General features: G+C 61.0%; 26 protein-coding genes and 4 pseudogenes. 13 read left to right on the forward strand and 17 right to left on the reverse strand.

Annotated elements, in window-relative coordinates; all coding sequences use genetic code 11:
- Window position 1 precedes the first annotated feature (1 nt).
- The 11 genes from HAP48_RS02005 to HAP48_RS02055 form a co-directional block, all read right to left on the reverse strand.
- Window positions 2-358 carry a head-tail joining protein gene (locus HAP48_RS02005; protein ID WP_029085676.1) on the reverse strand — a complete coding sequence of 119 codons (357 nt, stop codon included), beginning with the start codon at window positions 356-358 and terminating at the stop codon, window positions 2-4.
- Window positions 349-717 carry a hypothetical protein gene (locus HAP48_RS02010; RefSeq protein WP_029085675.1) on the reverse strand — a complete coding sequence of 123 codons (369 nt, stop codon included), beginning with the start codon at window positions 715-717 and terminating at the stop codon, window positions 349-351. Before HAP48_RS02010 ends, HAP48_RS02005 begins: the two co-directional genes overlap by 10 nt.
- On the reverse strand, window positions 710-1,354 hold the full coding sequence (locus HAP48_RS02015) for a phage head-tail connector protein (protein WP_029085674.1): 645 nt from the start codon (window positions 1,352-1,354) through the stop codon (window positions 710-712). Before HAP48_RS02015 ends, HAP48_RS02010 begins: the two co-directional genes overlap by 8 nt.
- The gene (locus HAP48_RS02020) at window positions 1,354-2,952 is read right to left on the reverse strand and encodes a terminase large subunit domain-containing protein (RefSeq protein WP_166215188.1); all 1,599 of its coding nucleotides are present in this window, start codon (window positions 2,950-2,952) and stop codon (window positions 1,354-1,356) included. Before HAP48_RS02020 ends, HAP48_RS02015 begins: the two co-directional genes overlap by 1 nt.
- Window positions 2,953-3,004: 52 nt before the next feature.
- The gene (locus HAP48_RS02025; protein WP_165125129.1) at window positions 3,005-3,496 is read right to left on the reverse strand and encodes a phage terminase small subunit P27 family; all 492 of its coding nucleotides are present in this window, start codon (window positions 3,494-3,496) and stop codon (window positions 3,005-3,007) included.
- Window positions 3,417-4,244, reverse strand: a complete 828-nt coding sequence (locus HAP48_RS02030; RefSeq protein ID WP_175612368.1) for a Mom family adenine methylcarbamoylation protein — start codon at window positions 4,242-4,244, stop codon at window positions 3,417-3,419. The genes HAP48_RS02025 and HAP48_RS02030 overlap by 80 nt, the downstream gene beginning before the upstream one ends.
- The gene (locus HAP48_RS02035) at window positions 4,241-4,438 is read right to left on the reverse strand and encodes a hypothetical protein (protein ID WP_165125131.1); all 198 of its coding nucleotides are present in this window, start codon (window positions 4,436-4,438) and stop codon (window positions 4,241-4,243) included. The genes HAP48_RS02030 and HAP48_RS02035 overlap by 4 nt, the downstream gene beginning before the upstream one ends.
- Window positions 4,435-5,130 (reverse strand): ParB/Srx family N-terminal domain-containing protein, encoded by a 696-nt coding sequence (locus HAP48_RS02040; RefSeq protein WP_166215186.1) that lies wholly within the window; start codon window positions 5,128-5,130, stop codon window positions 4,435-4,437. The genes HAP48_RS02035 and HAP48_RS02040 overlap by 4 nt, the downstream gene beginning before the upstream one ends.
- Before the next feature lie 529 nt (window positions 5,131-5,659).
- Window positions 5,660-5,899, reverse strand: a complete 240-nt coding sequence (locus HAP48_RS02045) for a hypothetical protein (RefSeq protein WP_166215184.1) — start codon at window positions 5,897-5,899, stop codon at window positions 5,660-5,662.
- Between the two features lie 70 nt (window positions 5,900-5,969).
- Window positions 5,970-6,341, reverse strand: coding sequence for a hypothetical protein (locus tag HAP48_RS02050; RefSeq protein ID WP_166215182.1), 372 nt, complete (start codon window positions 6,339-6,341; stop codon window positions 5,970-5,972).
- Window positions 6,319-6,924 carry a hypothetical protein gene (locus HAP48_RS02055; protein WP_165125142.1) on the reverse strand — a complete coding sequence of 202 codons (606 nt, stop codon included), beginning with the start codon at window positions 6,922-6,924 and terminating at the stop codon, window positions 6,319-6,321. Before HAP48_RS02055 ends, HAP48_RS02050 begins: the two co-directional genes overlap by 23 nt.
- A gap of 130 nt (window positions 6,925-7,054) precedes the next feature.
- Between HAP48_RS02055 and HAP48_RS02060 the strand changes: the two genes are divergently transcribed.
- From HAP48_RS02060 to HAP48_RS02080, 5 genes and pseudogenes are all read left to right on the forward strand, one after another.
- A protein-coding gene (locus HAP48_RS02060) for an IS3-like element ISRj2 family transposase (RefSeq protein ID WP_166204126.1) occupies window positions 7,055-8,184 on the forward strand; the annotation gives its coding sequence in 2 pieces (ribosomal slippage) (window positions 7,055-7,307 and window positions 7,307-8,184; 1,131 coding nt in all).
- Window positions 8,185-8,593: 409 nt separating this feature from the next.
- Entirely contained in the window at window positions 8,594-8,893 is a 300-nt protein-coding gene (locus HAP48_RS02065; protein WP_166215180.1) for a hypothetical protein, read from the forward strand.
- A gap of 536 nt (window positions 8,894-9,429) precedes the next feature.
- Window positions 9,430-9,693: pseudogene (locus tag HAP48_RS02070) on the forward strand (CYTH domain-containing protein); the annotation flags it as partial.
- Between the two features lie 36 nt (window positions 9,694-9,729).
- Window positions 9,730-9,962, forward strand: a pseudogene (locus HAP48_RS02075) (transposase); the annotation flags it as partial.
- A 204-nt stretch (window positions 9,963-10,166) separates the two neighbouring features.
- Window positions 10,167-10,400, forward strand: a complete 234-nt coding sequence (locus HAP48_RS02080) for a hypothetical protein (protein ID WP_166215176.1) — start codon at window positions 10,167-10,169, stop codon at window positions 10,398-10,400.
- A 401-nt stretch (window positions 10,401-10,801) separates the two neighbouring features.
- Here the strand turns inward: HAP48_RS02080 and HAP48_RS02085 are convergent, their stop codons facing one another.
- Window positions 10,802-13,963, reverse strand: coding sequence for a C48 family peptidase (locus tag HAP48_RS02085; RefSeq protein WP_166215174.1), 3,162 nt, complete (start codon window positions 13,961-13,963; stop codon window positions 10,802-10,804).
- A 258-nt stretch (window positions 13,964-14,221) separates the two neighbouring features.
- Between HAP48_RS02085 and HAP48_RS02090 the strand changes: the two are divergent.
- Window positions 14,222-14,418 (forward strand): annotated as a pseudogene (locus HAP48_RS02090) (transposase); the annotation flags it as partial.
- Between the two features lie 411 nt (window positions 14,419-14,829).
- Here the strand turns inward: HAP48_RS02090 and HAP48_RS02095 are convergent.
- On the reverse strand, window positions 14,830-15,048 hold the full coding sequence (locus HAP48_RS02095; protein WP_166215172.1) for a hypothetical protein: 219 nt from the start codon (window positions 15,046-15,048) through the stop codon (window positions 14,830-14,832).
- A 400-nt stretch (window positions 15,049-15,448) separates the two neighbouring features.
- Here HAP48_RS02095 and HAP48_RS02100 point away from each other — a divergent pair, with 400 nt between their 5' ends.
- From HAP48_RS02100 to HAP48_RS02120, 5 genes and pseudogenes are all read left to right on the forward strand, one after another.
- Entirely contained in the window at window positions 15,449-16,501 is a 1,053-nt protein-coding gene (locus tag HAP48_RS02100) for a transglutaminase-like domain-containing protein (protein WP_166215170.1), read from the forward strand.
- Between the two features lie 803 nt (window positions 16,502-17,304).
- Window positions 17,305-18,169: pseudogene (locus tag HAP48_RS02105) on the forward strand (IS1380 family transposase); the annotation flags it as partial.
- 128 nt (window positions 18,170-18,297) lie between these two features.
- On the forward strand, window positions 18,298-18,498 hold the full coding sequence (locus HAP48_RS02110; RefSeq protein ID WP_166215168.1) for a hypothetical protein: 201 nt from the start codon (window positions 18,298-18,300) through the stop codon (window positions 18,496-18,498).
- A complete protein-coding gene (locus HAP48_RS02115; RefSeq protein ID WP_166215166.1) occupies window positions 18,495-18,827 on the forward strand; it encodes a hypothetical protein in 333 nt (110 codons plus the stop codon). Before HAP48_RS02110 ends, HAP48_RS02115 begins: the two co-directional genes overlap by 4 nt.
- A gap of 90 nt (window positions 18,828-18,917) precedes the next feature.
- Window positions 18,918-19,145 (forward strand): hypothetical protein, encoded by a 228-nt coding sequence (locus HAP48_RS02120; RefSeq protein WP_166215164.1) that lies wholly within the window; start codon window positions 18,918-18,920, stop codon window positions 19,143-19,145.
- 3 nt (window positions 19,146-19,148) lie between these two features.
- On the opposite strand, the gene HAP48_RS02125 is transcribed toward HAP48_RS02120, so the two are convergent.
- Window positions 19,149-19,481 (reverse strand): hypothetical protein, encoded by a 333-nt coding sequence (locus HAP48_RS02125; RefSeq protein ID WP_166215162.1) that lies wholly within the window; start codon window positions 19,479-19,481, stop codon window positions 19,149-19,151.
- 41 nt (window positions 19,482-19,522) lie between these two features.
- On the opposite strand from HAP48_RS02125, the gene HAP48_RS02130 reads away from it, so the two are divergent.
- Together HAP48_RS02130 and HAP48_RS02135 are read left to right on the forward strand one after the other, a co-directional pair.
- Window positions 19,523-20,317: a DNA methyltransferase gene (locus tag HAP48_RS02130; protein ID WP_166215160.1), complete on the forward strand. Its 795-nt coding sequence runs from the start codon at window positions 19,523-19,525 to the stop codon at window positions 20,315-20,317.
- Between the two features lie 592 nt (window positions 20,318-20,909).
- On the forward strand, window positions 20,910-21,833 hold the full coding sequence (locus HAP48_RS02135; RefSeq protein ID WP_166215157.1) for a catalase family peroxidase: 924 nt from the start codon (window positions 20,910-20,912) through the stop codon (window positions 21,831-21,833).
- A 29-nt stretch (window positions 21,834-21,862) separates the two neighbouring features.
- Here the strand turns inward: HAP48_RS02135 and HAP48_RS02140 are convergent, their stop codons facing one another.
- From HAP48_RS02140 to HAP48_RS02150, 3 genes are all read right to left on the reverse strand, one after another.
- The gene (locus HAP48_RS02140) at window positions 21,863-22,561 is read right to left on the reverse strand and encodes an AraC family transcriptional regulator (RefSeq protein ID WP_338028975.1); all 699 of its coding nucleotides are present in this window, start codon (window positions 22,559-22,561) and stop codon (window positions 21,863-21,865) included.
- 315 nt (window positions 22,562-22,876) lie between these two features.
- Window positions 22,877-23,818, reverse strand: a complete 942-nt coding sequence (locus tag HAP48_RS02145) for a helix-turn-helix domain-containing protein (protein WP_166217067.1) — start codon at window positions 23,816-23,818, stop codon at window positions 22,877-22,879.
- Between the two features lie 146 nt (window positions 23,819-23,964).
- A complete protein-coding gene (locus HAP48_RS02150) occupies window positions 23,965-25,299 on the reverse strand; it encodes an IS1182 family transposase (RefSeq protein ID WP_166202952.1) in 1,335 nt (444 codons plus the stop codon).
- Window positions 25,300-25,451 lie beyond the last annotated feature (152 nt).

The following is a 25,451-nucleotide window of genomic DNA, read 5'->3' on the forward strand; positions in this document are numbered from 1 at the left end:
GTCACATGATCGTTTCGAACTTTCGGATGGTCAGCATGGTCTGGCCGCCGCCATCGCTCGATGCATCGGTGATCTGGTATTCGCCGCGCGGCACGTTGTTGCAGTCCTTGGGGATCACCAGATGATCGTCCTGCTGCGGCAGCACGCTGAACTCGCTCTCGCGGATATCGAGGATCGTGCGCTGGTCGGAATAGAGTTGCCCATCGAGGCCAGCGACATCGAGGCTGTAGGTATTGAGGATGCCGCGCCGCGTGTAGTCAGGCTGCCCCGGCTGCGACTTGATCGGCTTGAACACGACAGGCACCGCCCAGAAGTCGAAGATCGGCCCCTGCAGCAGCACATCGAGATTCACGGCCATTTGGTTGCCCCAGCGAGCAGCCTTTTCATTCGCTCAACGAGCTGATCGAACAGCGAGGCCCGCAGGATCGGGCGATTGCTGCGCACCACCGGGCCCGCCTGCTTGGGCCGATGCTGCTGCGGTGCCTGATGCCGCCGCTGCCTGACATCAGTGCGCGAGCGCGGCCAGATCGAGGTGGCTGCGACAGTCTGGTCGCTGCCTGCATCGACCTGCATATTCGGATACTGGCGCTTCATGTCCTCGCGCTGCCAGTTCTCCAGCTCCTGCGGCATGCTGGTGTGCAGCTCGGTGATCTGCGCGCTGTACTTGTTCAGCTTGGCCAGCAGCTGATCGACGCCCTCGATCCTGACCTCAAACATAGAAGCGCATATATTTGTAGAGCAGCGCGTTGACGGTCTCGGCGGCATCGCCGAGCATCCCCATCACGCCGCTGGTCAGGGCCTTGTTGGTATCCATGAACTGCACGCGCGACTCGCGGTGCGTGATCGATTTGATCCCGGCGACAGCTGCACGGACCCGCTGCATGCGCGCCGCCTGGATCAGCAGCGCGGTCGCCTGCTTCAGCGCGGGTGGGGCTTCGTCGGGCAGATTGTAGCCGCCGCTATAGGTGACGGTGATCGGCTCCGACCACGCGCCATCGATCCGCATCGTGCCGGATCGGTTCTCGATCTCATAAGCGGTCGGATCGACCAGCGCACCGCGCGGCGATTCCACGGTCGTCACATCGCCATCGGCGACCGGGTAATGCGTGAGGAAAAGCCGGGGACAATCGAATGGCATCGAGTCGCCGCGCCATGTCTCGGCGACCTTCTCGAAGCCGAAGACCCGATTGCACATCGTCGCGACCACATCGCTGTAGTGCTCGATGTCCTGCTGCAGCGCGGCGTCCTCGCTGGTGTCGCTGGGATTGATGTTCAGCATTAGCTTCAGCTCGTCGAGCGTCAGCAGATCGTAGCTCTCGGCCTCGGTGATCACCTTGACCCAGATGTCGGCCATCAGCTCGCCTCGTCCTGGAATTGCACGAACAGCTCGCGCAACTGCAGCGGTGCGGCCTCGCTGGTGTCCGACAGGATCGGCGTTGCGGTGTAGGCCTCGCGGTCGATTGTCCAGCCGATGATCGAGGGCGCAGGCAGGCCGCGCTCGCCGCGCGCTCCCGCTTCGCCACGCGCACCGGGCGGGCCCTGCTTGCCGGGGCGGCCAGCGCTGGCGATCAGCTGCCAGCCTTCGCCGGGGCACGGCCCCGGATCATCGCTGCGTGCGATGAAGCTGGAGCCGCCAAGGGCTACGATGTTGAGGAACGAATAGTTCTCTCCCTCGCGGTAGGTGCCGAGAATTTTCGGCATCACTGCATCGCGTCCCTTGGCGGCGATCAGCTGCCAGTCCTCGTGCGGCGGCGCTTTCGCGGTGTCGCATCGAGCCTGATAGGTCGAGCCCTGATGCAGGACGAGATCGCCATCGTAATGGACCGAACCGTCTTCATAGGCTCGCGCCGTCTTCAACTGCCCCGGTGCGCCCTTCTCACCGGGCGGGCCCGCTTCGCCGCGCTCGCCGGTTTCGCCTTTTTCACCGGGGACACCCTGATCGCCTGCAGGGCCCGACTGGCCTTGCTCGCCCGCTTCGCCTTTTTCGCCGCGCTCGCCGGTTTCGCCCTTTTCACCGGGGACACCCTGATCGCCTGCAGGGCCCGACTGGCCTTGCTCGCCCGCTTCGCCTTTTTCGCCGCGCTCGCCGGTTTCGCCCTTTTCACCGGGGACACCCTGATCGCCTGCAGGGCCCGACTGGCCTTGCTCGCCCGCTTCGCCTTTTTCGCCGCGCTCGCCGGTTTCGCCCTTTTCACCGGGGACACCCTGATCGCCTGCAGGGCCCGGCTGGCCTTGCTCGCCCGCTTCGCCTTTTTCGCCGCGCTCGCCGGTTTCGCCCTTTTCACCGGGGACACCCTGATCGCCTGCAGGGCCCGACTGGCCTTGCTCGCCCGCTTCGCCTTTTTCGCCTTGCTTGCCATCTTGGCCTCGCTCTCCGTTGTCGCCCCGCTCCCCTTGCGGGCCCTGCTCGCCGCGCTCTCCGCGCTCGCCCATGGGCCCGATCTCTCCGCGCTCGCCAGTATCATCGCGAGCGCCGAAGGAAGTATCGAGCACGTCATAGAGGTCGCGGTTCTTCGCCTGGGCCAGCTCGTCATAGATCACGAGGCTCGGCAGATAGCCGTGCTTGGTGCCAGCCTCGGCAGAGATCGCGCGATAGACCGAGCCGGTGCGCCGCGCGATCATGGTCTTGGTCGAGGGCACCAGCTCGATCATCTGGCCCAGCTCGGGATCGAGATCGACCATCTGGCGCGCAAATTTGTAGACGATGGCGGCCTGATCCCGATCATTCGCGGCGGAATAAATTTCGCCGTGGACGATAGCCTCGGGGCCGACCAGATGCGCGAGCACGATGGCCGCGATCAGCGCGGTCTTGCCATTCTTGCGCGCCATCGAGAGGATCGCGCGCCGCACTACGCGCCGCAGCTTCAGCTGGGGTTCATAGACGGCGCGGATGAACAGCTTCTGGAACGGCTCCAGCTTGAAGGGCTCGCCTTGGCCCTTGCCCGAGGGCACGGTAAGTTTCTCGATAAACTTGATGACCGCCGTTGCGCGAGCCCTGTCGCGCCTAGCCTGCGATGAGTCCTGCAAATTTGCTCTGCGAATTGGTAGCCTGCGAGCCCGCGCTGATGCGGCTGCGCGCCGCTGGCGTCAGGCCGAACTCGGCGGCGAAGCGCACCACATCGCCCGCATGCTTGCGCACGATGGAGACCAGCGGATTGACGGCGGCATCGCCGTACTTGGTCTTGATGATCATGCCGTTCATCAGCGGATCATTGCTCTGCATCCGCGCCAGCGATTCCGAGGCCATCCGCCATTGCCCGAAAGCGTGGCAGTAGCAGGCGAGCGCGGGGACATCGACTTTCGTCAGCAGGCCGAGCCGATGCAGCTCGGTCGCGGTGATCCACCACTCATCGGCGGCATAGCCGGTGATGAAGGTCGGCGGCTCGGGGACATCCGGCAGCTGCTCGGGCTGCGGCTCATCGTGCAGCTTGCGCTGGCCTGGATTCCCGCGCAGCAGCTTCAGATGCGTCGGTAGCGGTCGCTTGCCGGGTTTCATTTTCCATTCCTCTCTGTCGCTGGAGCGTGGGGATCGGTGCTGCGCCGTCGCTGTGCCGGTTGGAGCCAGCCATCGCCTGCTTCCCACGCACGCCGCGATACATGGTTGCGCCGCGCGCCTCGATTGCGCTGTAGGGCAGCGGCTCGCCGACGAGGCGAGCGCGAGCCGCCGGATTGAGAAAATAGATGTAGCGCAGCGTGTGGCCTTCGAGCGTCGGGCCGGTGCCGCGCCATCGCCCGCCCGTCGCCGCCAGATGCTGCAGCTTATTGCGCCCGGTGATCTGGCTCATCTTGTGAATGATGCTGCCGTCCTCGGCGATGTGCAGGTCCTTGTTGATCTTGATCGCGGTGAGCAGGAAGCCCGCCGCGCGATAGATCGTGCCGTCGCCGCATTGGCAGGCATCGGCGAAAGAGATGATCCATTCGATATGCGGGTAGTTCTTCCTGATCATGCGCAGCGCGATGCCGAGCGCGCGGCTTTCCGAATTGCGCGGCAGCGCATCGGTGAAGGCGAGCCGGTTCAATTCGAGGAAGCCGTTCCAGCCGGTATCGCGGACCAGATGCACGATGTTCGACTTCTGCAGGCTGGGCCCCAATTGCATCGCGCCCTCCAGCATGCCGTGCAGGAAGACGCCGAGCGACAGCTTCGAATTGCGAACGACCTTGCCGCTGTAATGGACGCGCCGGATCAGCGCGTCAGCATCGCGCTTGGCGATGGGGCGGACCTCGATCTCTTTCGCGCTGGTCATTCGCGCCGCAGCACTTCAAGGGTCATGCCCGCGCCGAGCACGATGAGGCCGACGCTCTCGGGGATCAGCTTGCGGAAGTGATCCTCGATCCATCTGGCCTGCTCGCGGCTCAGCACCTGATCGCATTTCACGACCAGTCGGTCGCCCTCGCGCAGCTCCAGCTTTGCAATTTCAAATCTGGTGGTTTCGGTCATCGGTCGTCCTGGTACGCGCGGCAAATTTCCGCCAGCGCGTTGCCGTTCTGGTTTTTGTTTTCCGAGGCCTCGCTCGGCGGTCCGAGGATCGCCGATGCGCGCTCTATCGCCTTCGCTACCAGCTCGGCCTGCGTCTCGTGCAGGATGAAGGTCATCTGCTGGAAGGGCGAGCGCTCGCCGTCGCTGATGATCGGCATGCCGCCAAGGCCTTCGACGCCTATGCCCATCTCGCGCAGCTCGGTCTCGCTGAAGCCAGTCAGATCGGCGAGGCCGAGCGAGGCGAGGTCGTTCAATTCGACGCGCAGCAGCGCATCGTCCCACTTGCCGTTCTCGGTCAGCTTGTTGTCGGCGATCAGATAGGCCCGCTTCTGCGCATCTGACCAGCCGCGAGCTACCATCGTCGGCACCTGATCGATGCCCAACTGCTCCGCAGCCAGCACTCTCCCGTGGCCAGCTATGATCGACCCGGCTTCATCGATCAGCACCGGGATGGTCCAGCCCCACTCGCTGATCGAGGCCGCGATCTGCTCGATCTGCTCCTCGGAATGCAGGCGGGCGTTGCGGGCGTTCGGCACCAGCTCGCTGATCGGGCGGCGCGATACCTGATCCGCAGGCCAGTTCCGGGCTATTTCGGACCCTCCGAAATGGCTGTTTTTGTCGGGACAAACGCCCTTTTTGCTCGACTGCTGCATTCCGGCTCCCATGGTCACGCCACTGAAAACGCTGCGTTTTTGGCGTTGAGAAGGATCTTCCACGCGGCAACGTGATACCGATGGAAAGGGCCGTTTTGATCAGTAAGTTAGCCGGGATCGCTTCCTGCTAACTGCGTCAGGTTCGGAGCGGTATTTTCGGAGCAAGCCTATGATCATATTGCAGATTTTGCAGGCGGAGAACTTTCGTCCTTGAGCGTTTTCTGAATGTGCAGGCGCTAATTTTGGAGCGCCGCCAGCGCTCGGACCCGTCTCGCCAACAGTTAGCGATCCTCCCCCGGCCCCCGTGGCATATTATTCCCCCATGTTTTCAATTGGTTAGATCGCATTCGAGGCGCGAACGATGCGAATGCATGGTCAAATTCGGACTACCGGAAGGCCCAGACCGGGCCCAAACGGCCTGATCTGGCTCTCCTTGCGCCCCGTTCACTCGCAATAGAACCAACTTCCACGCAAATAGCGTCGCTGTATCAATGGCTTGTGGCTACCATTCGGAGCCCACGATGGGGCATCAGCGCGGAGCCACCAGCTTGCTGCGGACCTCCTCGCAGCTCTCTGACACAGTGACGAACTTGCCATCGGTAAGGCCGATCATGCAGTGGACCTCACTGGTGAAGAACTTGCTCTGCTGATCGGCCTCGCGTGAGGCGCGCAGGGTGGTGACCTGATCCGGGTTGATCTCGACCGCATACCCATCAGGGCCATGGAACGAGACGAGGCGCAGCGCGACGACGGCAGCAAGCAGGATCATTCAGCAGCCCTTGCAAATGTCCGGTGGTGGCGGCTCAGCTGGCGGCAGCGCATCAAACCGCGACTGCTTCCTATTGATAGGCCCAAAAGTGCGGCAGGCCACCGCCCAGGCCCAGCACGCCAGCGAGCCACGTCACGATGGCGATGATGCACAGCAGGCCAACGATGATCTGCGCCCATTTGTAGACCATCGGATCGATGCTCCAGCCGAGGAAGCCGGTGATCAGCCAGCGCATCGCATAGGCGATCACGATGATGATCGCGAGATAGAGCAGCAGGTCCAGAAACGAGATCAGGGATCGACATGCCGCGCCTCCACAAAAAACCGGCCTCAGTGTGAAGCCGGTGAAAGCAATGTTGTGTAGCGTCTGGACACAGGGGCGAGTCACACTTCGAGCCGCACCTGCGCGCGTGAAGAGATCACTCTGGAACTGGAAAATCAATTCCCGGCAGCGGCGGGAAGATGTGATGTGGACCTGTCTGGACCTCATTGGTCAAAATCTGTCGAAAAATATTTTGTCGCAGGCGGGCTCGGGCCTCGGCATAGGACATGCCGCGCCCTTGCTGCTTGGCTTCCAGCCGCCACGCGCGATAGGCCGAATTGAACCACGCCAGCTCGCCTGCGGCTTGCGCCTGCGCGATCCGCTGCTCGATGTATGCGACCGCCGTGCGCGCCCGCGCGAGCACGGTGTCGTGCTCGGTAAGCGCAATGCCCATATGCGCGGCGACGTTCTCGACCTTGCGCTGCGCGGTCCTGGCGGTGGCTACCAGCAGGCCATCGTCGCCTCGCGAAAGGCTGGCGTTGACCTCGCGGCAGATCAGCCTCGCGTCGGTTTTATCCTTCACCCAGTACGCGCAGGTGATCTGCAATGCGGGCCATCTGCGGCGCAAGGCCAGCAGGCTGTGCAGCAGATCGCGCGAGCATGAGACGAAAGCACCTGCAGGCAGCGCGGCAACATAGATCGCGACCACACCGTAGATCGCCAGATATTCCCGCACAGCTCCTCTCGGCAGCATCAGTGCCATCGGGTGCCTCGATCTTATGCGGTTTGTGACAGAACAGCGCAGAGAGCTGGCTCCGCAAATTCGGACAGTAGCTTGAGTGGATTTTCTGCCTGACAGCGGCGAGGATTCTTGCCGCGAATCAGGAGCGAAGATGACGAAGAAGAGCCGCCGGATGCATTCTCCGGCATTCAAGGCGAAGGTTGCTTTGGCTGCGGTCAAAGGCGACAAGACGCTGGCGGAGCTGGCGCAACTGTTTGATGTTCATCCGAACCAGATCACGATCTGGAAAAACCAGCTCCTGGAAGGCGCCGCCGGCGTGTTTGGGCATGACAAGGCGTCGGCCGAGACGCCGGTCGATTTGAAGGCGTTACATGCCAAGATCGGCGAGCTGGCGTTGGAAAACGATTTTTTGTCCGGCGCGCTCACCAAGGCGGGCCTGCTGAGCGCAAAGCGATGATCGACCGCGGTCATGATCTTTCTATCGTGCGCCAGGCGAAGGTCCTGAAGCTGGCTCGCAGCACGGTCTACTATGAACCTCGGCCAGTTTCGGCCGAGGACCTTGCCTTGATGCGTCGGCTCGATGAGCTGCATCTCGATTATCCCTTCGCGGGAGCGCGTATGCAGCGATCGTTGCTGCGGCGGGAGGGCGTATACGCCGGTCGCCGCCACATCGCGACGCTGATGAAGCGCATGGGGATCGAGGCGGTCTATCGTCGCCCGAACACGAGTAAGCCGGCACCGGGTCACAAGATCTACCCGTACCTGTTGCGCGGATTGAAGATCGAGCGGCCCGACCAGGCGTGGGCAATGGACATCACCTACATTCCGATGCGGCGTGGCTTCGTCTATCTCGCGGCGGTCGTCGATGTGTTCAGCCGACGGGTCCTGGCCCATCGCGTCTCGATCACAATGGAGGCGGCCTTCTGCGTCGAAGCGGTCCAGGAGGCGTTGGCGAAGCACGGCAGGCCCGAGATTTTCAACACGGACCAGGGCAGCCAGTTCACCAGCCTCGAGTTCACCGATGTGCTGCTGGACGCGAAGATCGCCATCAGCATGGACGGCAAGGGCGCCTGGCGCGACAACGTGTTTGTCGAGCGGCTCTGGCGCACGGTCAAATACGAAGAAGTTTATCTCCGCGCCTACGACAGCGTGTCCGAGGCGCGAGCGTCAATTGCCAAGTATCTGGCCTTCTACAATCAGGGACGCCCTCACTCGAGCCTTGACGGGCGCACGCCCGACGAGGCTTACTTCGGCACGCAAGCTATGGTGATGGCCGCATGACCGTCGCCGACGATTTTGTCGTCGCTCTGGTCGGGCTACGCCCTCCCGACGCAACGACAAAATCGTAAGGCCCCGCGTTCAGCATAACCCGGCAGGAATCCACTTAAATCCCGCGGGGCGCTGTCCAAACAACCGGCGCCAGCTCTAGGGAAGCCTGCCAGCCGAGAGCCGCCGCAAGCGGGCCGAGCGGAGGGCCAAAGCTGGCCAGTTGGGCTAAGCAGAATTGCGCAGCTTGACCAACGGACGCCCCTCCCGGACCAATGTCTGCACTCGGCGGAAGCGGACGTGCAGCGCCCAAGGAGGAAGTCCGGGTTTGACCCAACCGGACCCTGCATCATAGGGAACTCCTGTGAACCTCTGCGGTAACTCCTCGACCTAATCAGTGGGGGCTCAACGGAGGGATTAGGTCATGGCCATTGTACAATTTACACGCTTCAAGAGCGACAAACCTGAGGAAATGATCAAGACCGCCAAGGAGGCGAAGGCAATCTTCGAAAAGCACGGCGCAGAATTTCTTCGGCTTTCTCGGTTTCACACTGGTACGTGGGCCGGGGAGTTTCTTATCTCTACGCGCTATTCCAGTTGGGAAGTATACGGAAAGGTACAGGAGGCATTGGCAAAGGACGAGGCATTCGCAAAGCTGTACGCGCACACAGCTACCTTTGCCGAATTGACGGGCCGTAACATCGCGGTCGGCATCGATCTCTGAGGCTCCGCTGAGAGTTGCCCGCGTTGCTTTCGAGTATTGAGGTTCTGTGAGCCGCATTGGCCGCGGAGTGCTCTCTTTCAGTTTACGTCCCAGCTGACTGAGCTGCCATCCGTGGTCGATGTGGCTTCTTGACCCAAAAGCGACATTCTGGAGCGCTGAACAGCCAGCTCTACGAAGTCATGTAACCTTTCAGGCTGCGTTTGGTCTGGCCTTAGGCTTCTACAGCGCGCTGGCGACGCGAGACTTATCAAGTTTCTCGGTGGCGCGGCGCAGACAGCCATGCTGGCGATTTGAAGCGGAGTCGGTTCAGTTTGGCTTGGGGGATCTAAAAGCGGAATATTTTTCGTTTGAGGGCTCAGGTTGAGGTCGAGCGAAGTGGACGTAATTTGCCGGTCCAGAGAAGTCACGGCTGTTGACGTATCGCAAGGAAGCGGTGAATTGACAACATTGCCGCCGTGCGGCCGTCCTGAATGGCTCTCGTGCGCTATCGATGCAGGGGATATAGTCCAGCCTGACGAAGCCTTGAGGAGGGCACAATGGCGGTCGAAACGGAACTGAAATTCCGCATACCGGCGCCCAGCCTGAAGCCACTAACGAAATCGCAGATTGCGGGCGGCAAGGTTGGTGAGCGGACCGAGAGCGATCTGGTGTCGACCTACTTCGATACGGGAAAGCACAAGCTGAAGCGCCATGGCCTTTCACTTCGCGTGCGGCAAGATGGCGACAAGCAGATCCAGACGGTCAAGTGGGCGAACGCTGCGCAGTTTGGCCGAGGTGAATGGGAAACGGAGATAGCGGACGATGCGCCCGATCTCGGCAAGGCCGACGGCACCCCGCTCGATGCTGTGCAGCAGCGCCTTGATGCAGACCCACAAGCCATGCGCCAGCGTCGCGAGACGGTCGAGCACCCGTTCGGCATGATGAAAGCCCGCATGGGGCGACACACTTCCTCACCAGAACGCTTCCAAAAGTGGCCGCCGAGATGGCTCTCTCGGTCCTCGCCTATAATCTGACACGGGTCATGAACATCGTCGGAGCCAAGCCGCTGATGGCCGCGATCGTGGCCTGAGACCGAACCGATCCTGGCCTCTCTCAGACCTCCCTGGGAAGAGTGTTTTTACACGGCCAAGACCCTTGAACGACACTCTGCGCCTGATCGAGACGATCCCAGCCACGACCCATTGATGCGCGGCAAGTTTCCTAAAGGCCCCTTGCCAAAGACCAAGTTCGGGTGCCTAGTGAGTTCCATAGGTTGCTCCTATGGGAGACGGCCATGCCCGCGTATCAAGCTTACGTCTTGGGCGAAGACGGACATATTAAAAAGCGCATCGATTTAACTTATCCCGACGACGATACGGCCAAAGAACGGGCCAGAGCGCTAGTAGACTGGCGCACCATCGAGCTGTGGGAATCCCACCGCAGGATTGCGATATTCAAGCCCGATGATCCGATGAAAGCTGGAAAGTTTATCGGCTGGCTAAAGAGTTGCCTTCGGCGGCCAAAGTAGGGCCGCCTTAGACCGTTGGGCTTAACTCCTTCGGCAAGAAGCGGCCCCAACGAGGGGTACACGCTGAGGCCGAGTTACGTTCATCCATGACGTAGGATCGTCACTCGGTCAGCAACCAGCCGATGCTGACGACAAGCGCGAGGAACGACGCCCCGGCAAAGCCGAGGAAGCCATACTCCACTTGTCTATGTGATCCGATCCAGACATGACGCGATGGCAACGAGAAGGCTTTCGTCGGTCTTGTGCACAGTGGGTTTCGCCGGCGCTCCCCCAGACTGCGCTCGCCGGATGGCTGCGCCGGGCTGTGTTGCTGGGCGGCGGCCTGGTTCCGGTCCTTCGTGCCCCGGGCCCAGGCCGTCGGCGTGAGCCGCTCCAGCCTGAGCTATCCGCCCATGGCGACATCAGCCCCTGAGTCGGTTCTGCAGTGCCTGCCGATTGGCAACGAGGTTGCTGAGGTTCAGCAGGTGTGGTTCCCGTCCTTGCTCCAATTGCCTAACCAGCGCCCGCGTGCCGTCCACCACGAAGACACCGCAATCATACCCGTTCCGCTGCTGGGCCATGCCGGCTGGCTCCAGGCGGAGGTCCAGCCGACCTGCGAGATGTTCTGCATCCGTGTCGTTGAGTCCGCCGTAGGAATCGTAGTGATAGGCGACCGGCCGGCCCCGGTCGCTGCGATCAACGAACAGCAGCGACCAATGGTTGCCGAGGCTATTAGGATCTTCAGGAGCGGCATTAATCACGGGCAGGAACAGGAAGTCGGCTGCATCATTACCATTATCATCATCGACGATGCGCTGGAATTCGGTTCGCACGGCGCCATCGTCGTTAGAGCGCAGATAATTTAGGACGATGAGGGGATTCACGAACCGCGTCCGGGCGGCGAGATCCGGATGGTTCCTCCGCAAATCCTGCTCCTGGAGCCGGTAATCCCTGTCGATATGCTCGTCGCCCAGCCATTCCGTGTCCTCGAGCACCAGCCCGCGGCCGTGGGAGGAGGCTGTCGGACCTAAAGCCCCGATCTGAGCATCAGCGGAGGTGCTCGGAAACGGCTGTACAGAATTAGCATCGTCGCGTGATTCGGACGGCGTGGGCGCAGTCAGATCAACCAATGGAAAACCACGGTAGGTGTCTGAGCGAGCCCTGGCAGCGGGCGCTGACGCTGCTTCCAGGATCGGCCACATACTCCAATCAAAGTTGAGCGGCATCTGCGGCGACCAGGTCGAGGTGGACCTGGCAGGTTCCTGCTCTCCAGCTTGGACTATCTCCTGCGCCTGCTCAGGGGGAACCCCGGACCACGGTGGGCCGTCTTCCACCATCAAACGCAGATCCTGATCGTAACCTTCCGGGAGGACCAATGGCCGACTGACAGCTCCCTGCGGCGCGCTGTGCTGCGCAGCGGCGCCTCCGACGTACGTCGCGACCGCATGCGGCGCCGTGGCATCTTCGTGCCCGCTCGCCTGCATCATCGGCTGCGCCTGCCATGGCGATGCACCCAGTTGATGGGTGGGGGCCGACGTCAGCAGGCGACCGCCTGAATTGGCGATCTCGCTCAGCTGCCGCTCGCTGGCAAGGCCGTGCAGATTGTCTAGGGGCCTCGGCCTCTTCGCTGGCCTCAACTCAGCTGTGTCATGCTCATCGTTGATGAGGACCTCCTCGCTTGGCAGGAGGTTGCTCCTGGCAAGTGCAGCCATCGGCTCGTCCAGGAACTGCTGGCGGTCGTAGCCCCAGTTCAAGGGACGAATGGTCTCTCCGGGATCCGATGACTGGTCATGGCGCGCGGCTGGCTCGAGAGATGACGACGGGCCGGGTTCGTCCATCAGCTCCCAAAGCAAATCCTGATCGTAGCCTTCTACAGGAAGCAGCTCCTTTGGCCAACTGCCCGCGTCCTGCGACGCGCTGTGCTGCGCAGCGGCGTCGCCGACGCGCCACGGCTCCATCAATGCCGCGTCTTCGGGATCAGGAACGGGGGAAATATAGCGCTCGAACTCCATCGCTTTAGCGCCGGCCTGCGATTTTCGGAGATGAGCCAGTGCGGCGCCGATAGTCAGATCCCCACCGGCGTCCTTCCTATAGCGCTCAACATCTTCATCCAACGTGTTGCCGGAAAGCCGAGCAGCAATGCCCTTCTTGTTGTTTTCACGCAGGTAGTCACTGAAATTGCGTAGAGCAGTTGCACGCCTCTTGCCGGTCCCTGTCGCTGCTTCGTTTTTGTATTCTTTGATGAGAGCCACGTCCTGGGGGTGAGGATTCAGCTCAGCGCGGCCTGCGATCGGCGCGACTCCGCCCGTCGACTGGAAGGTCCGGAGACGATCTATTGCCCTAAGGAGGAGACCGGGCTTACCGTTTCCGGCGAACTCGCGCGCATCATCGGTCAGTGACTCGTTGTCGAGCCGAGCAACAATGCCCTTTTTGTGATTTGCGAAGAGCCAGCGGCCAAAGCCGCGAAGCGAATATACATAGTCCTTGGCGGTGCGCTCGGCGCCGGTGCCCTTGATGAGGCCCTTCTCAAGCCCCGAAATAAGGGGAGCATCTTGGGAATAAAGAGGCTTGTTCCGCCCCATTAAAACCCGAGTTGACTGAGCCGGCTGCGGCGCCGAGGACGACGGGCCGGGTTCGTCCATCCGGCCCAAATCCTGATCGTAGCCTTCCGCAGGAAGCAGCTCCTCTGGCCAACTGCCCGCGCCCTGCGACGCGCTGTGCTGCGCAGCGGCGGCGCCGACCCGCCTCGACTCCGTCAGTGCGGCGTCTTCGGGAGCAGGAACGGGGGGAATATGGCGCTCGCGCTCCATCGCTTTAGCGCCGGCCTGCGATTTTCGGAGATGGGCCAGCGCGGCACCGATCCTCGAATCAGCACCGGCGTCCTTCCTATAGCTCTCGACATCTCCATCCAGCGCATTGCCGGAAAGCCGACCAGCAATGCCCTCCTTGTAGTTTTCACGCAGGTAGTCACTGAAACTGCGAAGAGCAACTGCATAGTTGCTGGCGGTACTACCTGACACCGCCTCGTTTTTGTACTCTTTAATGAGAGCAGCGTCCTGGGGGTGAGGATTTAGCTCAACACGGCCTGCGATCTGCACGACTCCGCCCGTCGACTGGAAGGTCCGGAGATGGTACAATGCCGTAAGGAGCTTACCGGGACGCCTCTTTCTGTACTCGCGTGCATCATCGGTCAGCGACTTGTCGTCGAGCCGAGCAGCAATCGGATCTTTGTTATTTGCGAAGAGCCAGCGGCCAAAGCTGAGAAGAGAACCTTCATATTCTGCAGCGGTGCGTTCATTGGCGTTGCGATCGATGAGGGCCTTCTTAAGCCCCCCCGAAATAAGGCGAGCATCCTCGGAATAAAGGGGCTGCTTGCTCTGCCGCCCTATCAAAACCCCAGTTGACTGAGCCGGCTGCAGCGCAGCGGCGGCGGGCATTGCTCCACCACCTCCACCTGAATTGGCGATCTCGCTCAGTTGCCGCTCAAAGGTCGCCGCTTCTGCGGACGGCGCCGCGGGTGAACTCTCTTGCGGGCCCGTGCTGTCCGGCTGTTCACGCACCCACTTGTTCGAGGGGAAATCCATCCCTTCTCCCTTTCAAATTATGAACCGAGCCTTCGATCTGACATGCAGGGAATCAGCAACAAACCACCCTTTACAGCCCTCGACAGGCACGCACCGTGAGCATCGGCAGCCGATGTGCTTCCAGTGCGGCCAACCCTGTTAAATGGGGAAGCTGTCGAGAAACTGATGACGACAACGTGCCGCGAGCATGGTGCATGACCTGTGCGCTTCGCCGTCAACAGCCGATAGACCGAAGATTCAGAGACAAAATACTGCTTCTCAATTCCCAAAGTCCGGGAATTGGCCACTGCCGAGTTCGCGACGCTGCGTCTTCGTCTCTTGAAACTCGCTGCCCGCGTCGTCGAGACCACGAGCCGCATTCGCCTTGCGTTTGCCGCGTTGCGTTTGCCGCGGCCTGTCCGGAAGCCGACCTGATCCGCGGCTTGCCAAGCGCGCAGCTGCCGCTCGGTCCTTGACCGGCGGGGCGTCCGCCCCCCGTTCGCCCAACCTACACCTCAAGCGCGTTGCAAAGTACCGGTCGTCAGGCGGTGAAAAGCCGAAGGCAATCCCGCGCGCCTCGTCAGAGCAGATCTGCGGCCACATCAATCGGACCAAAAAAACGCACTCTCACGAATAGGACGGGCTAACGTTCTTCATGTGGGCTAACGGAATCGCGGGAGGAGTCATCACCGTGATGTGGGCGATTGAGTTTGTAGTTCCGCCGGACCATCAGACGATAACCGACAATGTCATTATAGCGGCCCTGGCGGGTATTATAGTTCAATCGGGCGCCATTATCTTGGCCGCCTTTCCTGTATTTGTGTCTCCATGCCGGCGAGTTCTTTCTTTGGGCGTCGCGGCTTCGGGATCGCGGCCTCTCACTGCGCTTAGCTCTCCCGCGTCGCGACAAGGTCTCGTCCGAGAATGCTGACCCGTTTGTTCAGCGCGTGGTGCAACGCATTGCCCTCACATGCCGTCATCCTGCCAGCAGACAGCTCGGACATACAATCCATCATGACCCGTTGAATCTCGACTAGCGTCATACTTTCGATCTGGGCAATGCGCTTCTTAACTTCGGCGCGCAAGTTAGTAGTCTTTTCAGACATCCGACAGATTCCTGATGCTCCACGGGTCCAGCCCGAAAGGCTAACGGCGGCTGACGTTACTGCATCAACATTGGATCGGGCTCCTACCTACTCTAGGGGGGCAGCCGGCCGACCGGATCGCGGTCGGCACCAGGCGCATGCTCCTCCATCCTTCAAGCCAGAGGTCCGAAACGCCGGGCTTCGCTCGGTCGCCAGCCTGATCCGGCCGACCGTCCGGGCCTTCATGGATCACGACGAAGTCGTCCTCGAGTTTATCGCCGGCTATGACGGTGGGGCGGAGGAAGAGGTCCATGGCTTTCGTTTAACTCACTTTGGCCCTGTTGTTTGGCTAGCGTGAATTCCCGAGTCCGCTGCTGTTGTTCAGGTCTTGACGGAGTTCCGAATGCGATGCGCGCCATCGTTGGCCGTTCTAGTTTTGATCGCGAGTTCGAGTGTTCAGGCGCAAACGGTTACGGAGCCAGCCATCTCGAAAGTAGTCGAACAGGTTCGCGTAGATGCTGATTATCTCACTAAGCGTTTGACCTGGGATAAAGATGTCGACTTGGACCGCGTGCGGCAATTTGGGCTGGCGCTCACGGCTATGAACCTCGTCCAGCAGCAGGTCAGCTCGACGCGATATGGCGCTGTCGCGAATACATCCCCCGAGGATCTGCCCGCCAACGATGAAGAGGCCCTGTCGCGCGGGATCGGCATTTGCGGGAATCAGGTTTCTGCATTTCTCAACATCGCGACACGAGTTGGCCTCGAGGCACGCAGCCTCGAATTCTACTGGCCGGATGAAGCCGACGTTCGTCACTCGCATATCGCGGCAGAAGTGAAAATTAGCGGCAAATGGGCCTTCTTCGATGTGACTTGGGGAACCTATTTCAGGCGTGATCCCACCGCTTCGGGACAGGCATCTCTGCTCGAAATCCTGTCTTTCGATGAGGCGAAAGCTTTGCCTGATCGGGCAGCTCACGCCGTCACCAATGAGTCGGAACTTTCTTTTCGACTTCAGCTCATCAACAGCCTTGATCCGTTCGACTACTTCACGAAGGCGGATGGCTACCTGCGCGGCAAGAGCGGGAACATAACTCTTGCGGCGCCGCGAAGTAACGGCGGCGCTTGGGTCTACTCGCCCGACGGGGTACCGAACCACATCGGAGTGAGCGCCGATTACTCGACCTCGCATGTCGGAAACGCCTCGGTAGGATTGCGCGCCGCGGCCCATGTGGTTCACGGCCGGATCGACGAGATCGGCCGCGGCTGCGTCGGATCGAACGTCCTCGTCGCGGCCGTGAACGGACGCGAGGCTGTCAATGAGATAGTGTCTCCGGGCACTGAGAAGGACTTTGATCTGCCCGATGGTGTCGCGGCGGGCGACACCATCACGCTGTCGATCAGGCCCAAGTCCGATGGCGCAACCTGCGTTCTCGTATATAAACAAATCATCCTGAGCGACCGCTCATCCTAAAGAGGATAGCCGGCCGACCTCGCGCTCCTCGTGGATTACGACGTGGTCGTTCTCGAGCTTGTAACCGACTGACCGTGGGCGGAGGAACAGTTCCATTCGTTATATTCCGACGAACGATCGGCAGGTTTCGGGCTGGAACGTTGACTGTAGACGTCCCATAATTGCGGATGATTTACCCAGGAAGCAATCCCATTGGCCTCGATCTTCATCAAGATCGCCATATTGTTAGCCGTTGCGATCCTGGCTTTTGGCGTTTTCCCGAATAGGCGTACCGGCGCGCTCGTTGCCATAGCGACCTGCGTCATAGGTGCCATTATTCTTCATTTCGTCGCGTCTTGAGACATCACAGCACGATGTGGCCCCAAGCCACCCTTGGAGGCCCAGGGGCGATTGCTGGGGCCACAGGCCGGTCCCGCGTCAGTCGAGATTGGAAGCCTGCGGAAGCTTGGGGTCTGGCAGGGTGGGAAAGCCGGTGCCGCATTAGCGCAAGGAACGCTCGGGTCGAGAACGAATAGCCATGCCCCGGGCCCATGCGGCCCGCCCTATAGCCGAGCGCAATCTGGGATTTCACCGTGGGTGAACGAAAGTTTTCGGGATGGCGTAAGCCTGATGTCAGCTGGAAATGTTTAGATACACAAATACTCCAACGGCCCCGGCTCGTACCGCTCTGGGGCCTTTTTTTTCCTTCTAGCCCGTCTTATTCGTCAGAGGGCGCCTGAGAGGCTGGCGAGCGTGCTGATGCGGCGTAGGATTCGGTTGCAAAGCCAACCCCATCACCTTCAGCCGCGAACACCACGCCCGCCATGACCGACGATACGATTCTGCCCTTCTCGTTTCCAGCCGTTCACGCCAAGAAAGTCACAGCTGCCTTCGATGGCGGTCGGCTGACCTCGAACGGGGGCGTGATGCTTCTGGCGAGGCCGAGCGGCGTCTCGGCTTGGCCGACAATTTGGCCCGGGTGTTCCCGGATCGGCGCGATCCGACGCGGGTCGTGCACAGCCTTGTCGATATGTTCCGCGCGCGCATGTTCGCGATCTGCTGCGGCTACGAGGACGCCGACGACCTCGATCATCTGCGGTCCGATCCCGCATTCAAGCTGGCCTGCGGACGGCTGCCGGACACGGGTCGCGATCTGTGTTCCCAACCGACGCTGTCGCGGCTGGAGAATGCTCCGCGCCTGCGCGACGTGATCCGACTGACCTACACTTTGGTCGACGCATGGATGGATAGCTACCCGCGCGAGCCGGCATCCGTCACGCTTGACATCGATGATACCTGCGATGTCGTCCAGGCCATCAGCAGCTCTCGCTGTTCAACGCTCATTATGACGAACGCTGCTTCCTGCCGATCCACGTCTACGACACGGAGAAGAGCCGGCCCGTGGCGGTCGTGCTGCGGCCCGGCAAGACGCCGGGCGGCGTCGAGGTGCGTGCCCATCTGCGCCGCCTGATACGGCATATCCGGACGCGGTGGCACAACACGCGAATCACGTTCCGTGGCGACGGGCGCTATGCCCGGCCGGAGGCAATGGCGTGGTGCGAGACCAACGGCATCGACTACATCTTCGGTCTGTCCGGCACCAAGCCGCTCGCCAGAAAACTCGACGAGGCCGCCGACGACATCCGCACGCGACGCGCCATCGAGAACCTGCCGGTTCTGCGTGGCTTTAAGAAACCGGCCAAAATGCAAAGCTCGGTGCTTGCTAAGGCACCGAGCGAACGCAAATATCTTCCAATCAGACAATGGGACGACAAGGCGCTATTATTCTAGCACCGTATATCCGTATACATACGGGCTTGTGGCGTTTGCCCATAATACCGGAAAGTTTCGTCGCGCGGCTGTCGCTGATCGGCGGGCGCGGCCAGATCGAGATGACCGAGCACCTGCTGGTGTCGTCCGACTTCGCGGCGATCCGCGCCGAGCTGATGGCGCGCGGCCTCACGCGCCTGGCACGATATCCCGAGGACGAGCCGCGCATCGTGGAGGTCTGGCTGTGAGCCACGAGACCGAAATACTGGAGGAGGCCCTGCAGAAGATCGTGCAGTGGAGCGAAGCCTATCCGCTGAGCGTCTTCCCCGAGCCCGACTGGAAGAAGGCCGCGCAAGTGCTGAAGGCGGCGGGCCTCACGCTAGACAGTATCAGCGCCGCCTGCATGCGCGATGTCGTGCGAGGCGCTGGCGAGATCGCCCGCGCGGCGCTCGCGCAAGCTGCGCGCATCGACCGCGTCGATCACGCGCTGGCGCGGCAGCTGGCCCGCTCGATGCAGCTCAACGCGCAGCTGCATCAGCGCATCAAGGAATTGGAGCAAGGAGCACTAAATGCTTGACCGAGCAGAGATCGAACGCATCGCCACCGAGCTGTCAAAGAAGCTGGCCGATGAGGGCAAGCTGATCGAGCGGGTTGGGCCGGTTACCGCATGCTGGTGCTGCCGCCCGACGCGCCGCAGATTCAGATCGATGAATGCAAGATGGCGTTCATGGCCGAATCGCAGCACCTGTTCCCCAGCATCATCAACATCCTCGATCCGGGCGAAGAGGAGACCGAGGCCAATCTGCACAAGATGGACCTGATCGACAAGGAGCTGCGCGCCTTCGGCCGCGAGATGGCGATGCGGGCCACCACGACGACCAAGGGCTCGGCGTGACTGCTATTCTGGCAGGTCGATCACCTGATGCAAATTGGTGACGCGGTAACCCGCAGGCCGACCGCCGACAAGCTGAACATTCACGTCCACGATGAAGCCCTTCTTGTAAACATTTTCGTCAGCTTCACGGACCTCGTGCTTGATCCTCTGCTCGCCGTCTTTGACGTTGGACTGCTTGAACGTCATCAACATTCGCTGGTGATCCGCAGTGGTGGAAGACTGCAGCAGCAGCTTTTGATCTTCGATCTGTTTCTGGGCCTCCCGCGCTTGAGCAGTGTCGAACACCAGCGCAGCCCTGATCTTTTTTTTGCCGTCCTCAAACGCGACCGCCTGCAAACGGGTCGCTTTACAACACCGATGAGCCGATTGACCGGGATGTGAAGTGGCTTGAGAAGCGAGCAACCGGTAAAAAGGGCGAAAAGATCGGATACCCAACTCAGAAGCCGATGGGTCTGTTGGCGAGAATCATTCGAGCGTCCACGAATGAAGGTGATGTTGTACTAGATGCCTACTGTGGTTGCGGAACAACTGTTGCCGTCGCTCAAGCGCTCAAGCGGAAATGGATCGGGATCGACATCACCTATCAATCCATCTCGCTGATCCTCAAGCGGCTGGAAGAGACGTTCGGCGAGCAAGAGCTAGGCAAGGTCAAGACGGATGGCATTCCGAAGGACATGGCCTCTGCGATTGCGCTTGCAAAGCGCGACGACGATCGCCTGCGCAAGGAATTTGAAAAGTGGGCTGTTCTCACATACACCCGAAATCGCGCAGTCATCAACGAGAAGAAGGGTGCCGATGGCGGCATTGATGGGAGAGCATTCTTCAAGATTGGAAAGACCGACAACGCCAAGATCATTCTCCAGGTGAAGTCCGGCGGCGTTGAGCGGAAAGATGTGGCCACGCTGCACAGCGATATGCTCCCTGAGAAGGCTGCGATGGCCGTCATGATCACGCTTGAAAAGCCGTCCAAGCCGATGCTTGACGAAGCTCGGGCCGTTGGCAAATTTAGACATGAAGACATGGCGCGTGACTACGATACGATCAGCATTGTTCCCGTGATCGATATCGTCGAAAAGGGAAAGACGCTCGACATTCCGATGAGCCTCGAAGTTGTTAAGGCAGCCAAGCGAGCCAATGAAGAGAAGCAGTTAGACTGGCTCTTGGACGGGTAGCGGGCGCTATTTGCGCCCGCCCTAAATTACCGTGAACTTCCGATGCCGATCCGGAGGCGTCTCAGCGGGCACGCATTACGTTGGCCAACCCCCGACTGAAGGGCCCAGCTGGGGCCATATAGGCTCAGCAGCCTTTATATACTGATCCGGGGCCTATTCGGGGCCTGAGCCATCCGCTCAGGCACCTTCGCTTTTCTAAGGCACTGAAAAGCCATCATAATCTATTCCGGAATAGGGCTGGACAACAGGCCCACACGACTTCGCCGTCCGCTTCGCGTGCTCTCGTCAGTCGCACACTCGGCGTCCACCGCATCTCACCGCAACACCCGTGACGATGCGCAGCGCCCCTCGATCGGGTGAGACGGGCATATTGAACATCTGAGTTGGGTGAAACGCCAAGCGGAATATTTTCTTATGCTGATATTGACAGGTTTTGCTGAGTTGCCCGTCGTGTCGAACCGGCAACACACCACTGCGAGCAAGATTGATGTGTTCGCAGCAATCGCTCTGCAATCAGGTCAATTGCTCGGGGGCAGCGGCACGCACGGCTCGGTAGATATTCACGATTACCGAGCTTCGAACAAAGGTCGCTATGTCCGAATCCCCGAGGGGCGCTGTTACGCCCGCCTCGATTGTTGACGCGCTGAGAGCTGTGGCCGGCGATCCGCCAAAGGCACGCGCGAGCTTTGCCAAGGGACAATGCGTCCACGGCACCTACATACCGTCCCACCAGGCGGAGGAAATCACGAAATCGCTGAGCTTCACGAGACCATCCCGCGTGCTGGCGCGCTTCTCCGTGGGCGGCGGCAATCCCGATGTGGCGGATACCGAAAGTCTCGTGCCGCGCGGCTTCAGCTTCAGGCTCGGCGACATCGGCCATCGCACGGATATCATCGCGCAAAACTCTCCCGTTCATTATGCACGGACGCTCGCGCAGATGCTGGCGTTCCTGGAGGCGCGCATCCCGGGCCCCGATGGAAAGCCGGATATGGAGAAGGTCAGAGCATTCTCCGCCGCCAATCCGGAAACGCTGCATCAAATGAACTACATCGCCGCCCGGCCGCCTGCGAGTTTTGCCGGTACGACCTATTGGGGTGTGCACGCCTTTCCCGCCACCAATGCGATGGACGAGACACGATTCATCAAATTCAAGATCGCGCCGGTCGGCGGTGACGTGACGCTGACGGGACCGGAAGCCAAGGCGAGGTCTGCCGACTTCCTGCACGACGAGCTCGAACAGCGGGTTGCTACGGGCAACATCCGCTTCAGCGTGCTCGCATTGCTCGACCGCCCCGGCGACCCCACCATGGACCCGACTGTCCGATGGCCCGATGAGGACCATCGCGAAGCCGTGCGACTGGGGACGATCGTGATCACCGGCATCGAGCCAAACGAAACCTGCGATGGCTCCATCTTCGATCCGGCAAATCTCGCCGATGGCATCGGTCACCCGCATGACGAGATCTTCGCAGCGCGCGCCGCCGCCTACACCATCTCACTGAAGATGCGTCGCTGATCAGACGCGCCGTTGCGCATCGCCCGGAATCACGCATCCCCTCCGGACACGCCGTGCTTTTCGCGACGCCACACGCCCGGGCTGATCCCGACCACGGCCGTGAACACCCGCGTGAAGTGGCTTTGGTTGGCAAAGCCGGCCGATATCGCGATTTCGGCCAGGGGCAGGTCGCGCACCGTCATCAGTTGTTGGGCCACCTCGACACGCTGGCGGAGCAGCCACCGGTGCGGCGGCAAGCCGGTGGAGCTGCGAAAGGCCCGTGAAAAATGGCTGACCGAGAGGCCGAACTCAGCCGCGATCTGTTGCAGCGAAAGCTCGCCGCCCAAATCGGAGTCGAGCCTTTCACAGGCGCGCTTCACCTGCCAGGGTGCGAGACCGCCGCGGGCCGACTTGGTGACGCGCATTCCGCCATAGGTCTGCGCGACATGAACTGTAAATGCGAGCAGCGAGTAGTCGATGAAGAGCCGATTGGTCTCAGTCGGCCGACGCAGCGCTGGCAGGAGCACCCCACCGACATGACGGATGATCGGGTCGTCATGGCCGACGCCGAACTGACAGGGAAGATCGCCAACGCGCGGTGCGCGGGACTGCTCCGTGATGCCGTCGAGCGCCGAGCGCGGAAGATAGAAATGGAGGGAATGGAACGGCTTGTCGATGACGATCGCGGGTCGATCTTCATGTCGTACAAATATGTTGCGCCCGCTCGAATATCGGCCTTGGTGACGCATTTGCTGCGTGCCCAGAGCTCGCAGCTCGGATAATCGTTGAGCTTCAGGCTGACAACATAGGAACCCTCAAGGACCATCCCGCCGGAAAGGCTCCGCACGGGGGCATCATCCCGGGTTTCAGTGACGGCGATCTCGGTATTGCGCAGCGAACGCGTGATCAACGAGGGTGGTTCATGCTCCAGGTGCAAGAACCGCCTGACGTTCTGACCGTAGAAACCCCTCTGCGTCATGTGGGCCGTCCTATCGTCAGGAACTGGGCCAGGCGGCTCTCACTCGCATGGTCGCCGCGCCATCTCATTGAAGACTCGCCGCTGATCAGACGAGCCGTCTCGTGCCCCCTTCGGACAGGCCGAGCTTTTCGCGGCGCCATAGTCCCGGGCTGATCCCGACCGCGGCCGAAAACACCCGCGTAAAGTGGCTTTGGTTGGCAAAGCCGGCCGATATCGCGATCTCGGCCAGCGGCAACTCGCGCACCGTCATCAACTCCTTTGCGGCCTTGACGCGCTGACGAAGCAGCCACTGATGCGGCGGCAGGCCGGTGGAAGCTCGAAAGGCCCGTGAAAAATGCCCGACCGAGAGGCCGAATTCAGCCGCGATTTGTTGCAGCGAAAGCTCTCCGCCCAGATCGGAGTCGAGCCTTTCACAGGCGCGCTTCACCTGCCAGGGCGCGAGACCGCCGCGGGCCGAATTGGTGACGCGCTGCAGTCCGCCATAGGCCTGTGCGATGTGCGCGCCGAACGCAAGCATCATGTGATCGATGAAAAGCTGGTTCGCCTCGTCCGGCCGGCGCAGCCCCTGTAGCAGCGCCGCGCCGATATGGCGCATCACCTCATCGTCATTGCCGGTACCGAATTGACAGGCGAGGTCCTCGACGCGCGGCCCGCCGGCTTCTTCAGCGATACGATCGAGCGCCGAACGCGGCAGATAAAACTGGATGGAATGGAATGGCTTGTCGATGACATAGCGCGGATCCTGCCTGAGATCGTACAGCCATGTCGTGCCAGCCCTGACATCCGCCTTGGTGACACACTTGCCGTGCTTCCAGAGTTCGCAGTCCGGATAGTCATGGAGTTTCAGGCTGACGATATAGGCCTCGTCTGCCATGGACCCGGAAAGACCCGGCACGGGGTTATCATTCTGCGTTTCGGCGGCAGCGAGATCGATGCCGCGCATTGAGCGCGTGATCACCGCGCTCGGCGCATCCTTCAAATGCAGGTAACGCCCTACCCTCTGCCCGAAGGTGCTCGCCTGGGTCATGTGGGTCGATCTCATCGTGAGGAGCTGGGCCAGGCGGCTCTGGGTCGCCTGCGCCGTCGCCTGCATTATCCGGGATCGTCACGCTGTGGTCTAGGAGCCCGTCCAGATATGTTTTCGTGACGGGCATTTGTTGTAGAGTAGCAGGCTCAGGCTGCGTTTGCGAGGTTGAACAGCTTGAGGAGGTTATGGACGGTGCAGATCATTGTCCACTCGGCGCGCACTTTCTCGATGCCCCGCAACAGGAACTGGCGGAAGCCTCTTGCCTGTTTGATCTGCCCGAACACCGGCTCCACCACTTGCTTTCGCAATCGGTAGGGTGTTTCGAAGCCGCCATCGTCGATCTTCTTTCGCATGGCCTGTGTCAGCGGGCCGCCGACTTTTCCGTTCGCTACTGTCGGGTGTTTGGCGCGTCCGGGCGCGACATAGCCATCGATGCTGCGTGTGTCGAGCGCTTCGAGATTGGCTTCGCTGCAGTAGCCGGAATCCGCTGAGGCCTGCCGCGGCTTGCGGCCAAGATTGCTCTCGATGGCCTCGATCAGGGGCACCAACTGGCCCTGATCGCTGCCGTGCTGGGTCAGTTCTTGCGCGACAATGATCTGGGCATGTGCATCGACGGCCGCCTGGGCATTATAGGCCTGAACGAAGCCATCCTTCGACTTCATGATGCGGCTTTCCGGATCGGTGAAGTTGCGTTGCGCCTTGGGATTGGGTTCCTCCGATGGCAGCGCCGCCGGTTTGCCCGGCTTCTTGCGGCCTTCGGCCTGGCGCTGCTGTTCCTTTTCGGCCTCGATGCGGCGCTCTTCCTCCGCCGCCAGTTTGGCGTCCGCTTCCAGCGCCGCCATCGCTTGCTGGATCTTCGCCAGCCGTTTCTGCTTGTCGACGGTCCAGTCCGGCAGTTCGTCGCTGTTGCCGAAAGTCTCATCCTCCGAGGCATCCGCCGCCTCGGCGGCCGCCAGCATGCGAGCGACCTCGGCCTTCAATTCCGCCTCGCGCTTCTTCATGCGCTCATAACTCATCGCCTTGTGTTTCGACGCGTTCGCCTTGATCTTCGTACCATCCAGCGCGACATGACCGAGCTTGACCAGCCCGGCCGTCTCGCACAACTTCAGAACCTGCACGAATAGCGCGCCGAGCGCCTTCAAATGTCGCTTGCGAAAGTCGCTGATCGTCCGAAAATCCGGCGCATCCAGCGCCACGATCATCACAAAATCGTTCCGCTCCCGGCAGGCCTTGGCAATCCGACGCGACGAATACAGCCCACTCGCATAGCTATGCAGCAGCAGCGCCACCATCATCCGCGGATCAAACGGCGGCTGCCCAAGCCCGCTCACATAGCTGCCCATGATCTCCCTGAGATCGAGGCTCTCCCGCACCAGATCAACCATAAACCGCGAGACATGGCCTTTCGGCACGAAGTCCTGCACATTCGGCGGCAGAAGCAGCGTCTGATCGATGTTCCAAGGCCGAAAATACTTGCTCATCGCCCAATGTTGAATCAGACCCGACCAGATTTGAACAGCGACTATCCAGACAAGCTCCTAGGTCCGCGGCGTATCGCGGGGCCATTGTGACCGTCTCGTGACGGGGACGATTTCCGCAGTGATTTCAACGCGCGGCATGCGATCGCGCCGAC

It is taken from the genome of Bradyrhizobium septentrionale (assembly GCF_011516645.4).
Lineage (GTDB): Bacteria > Pseudomonadota > Alphaproteobacteria > Rhizobiales > Xanthobacteraceae > Bradyrhizobium > Bradyrhizobium septentrionale.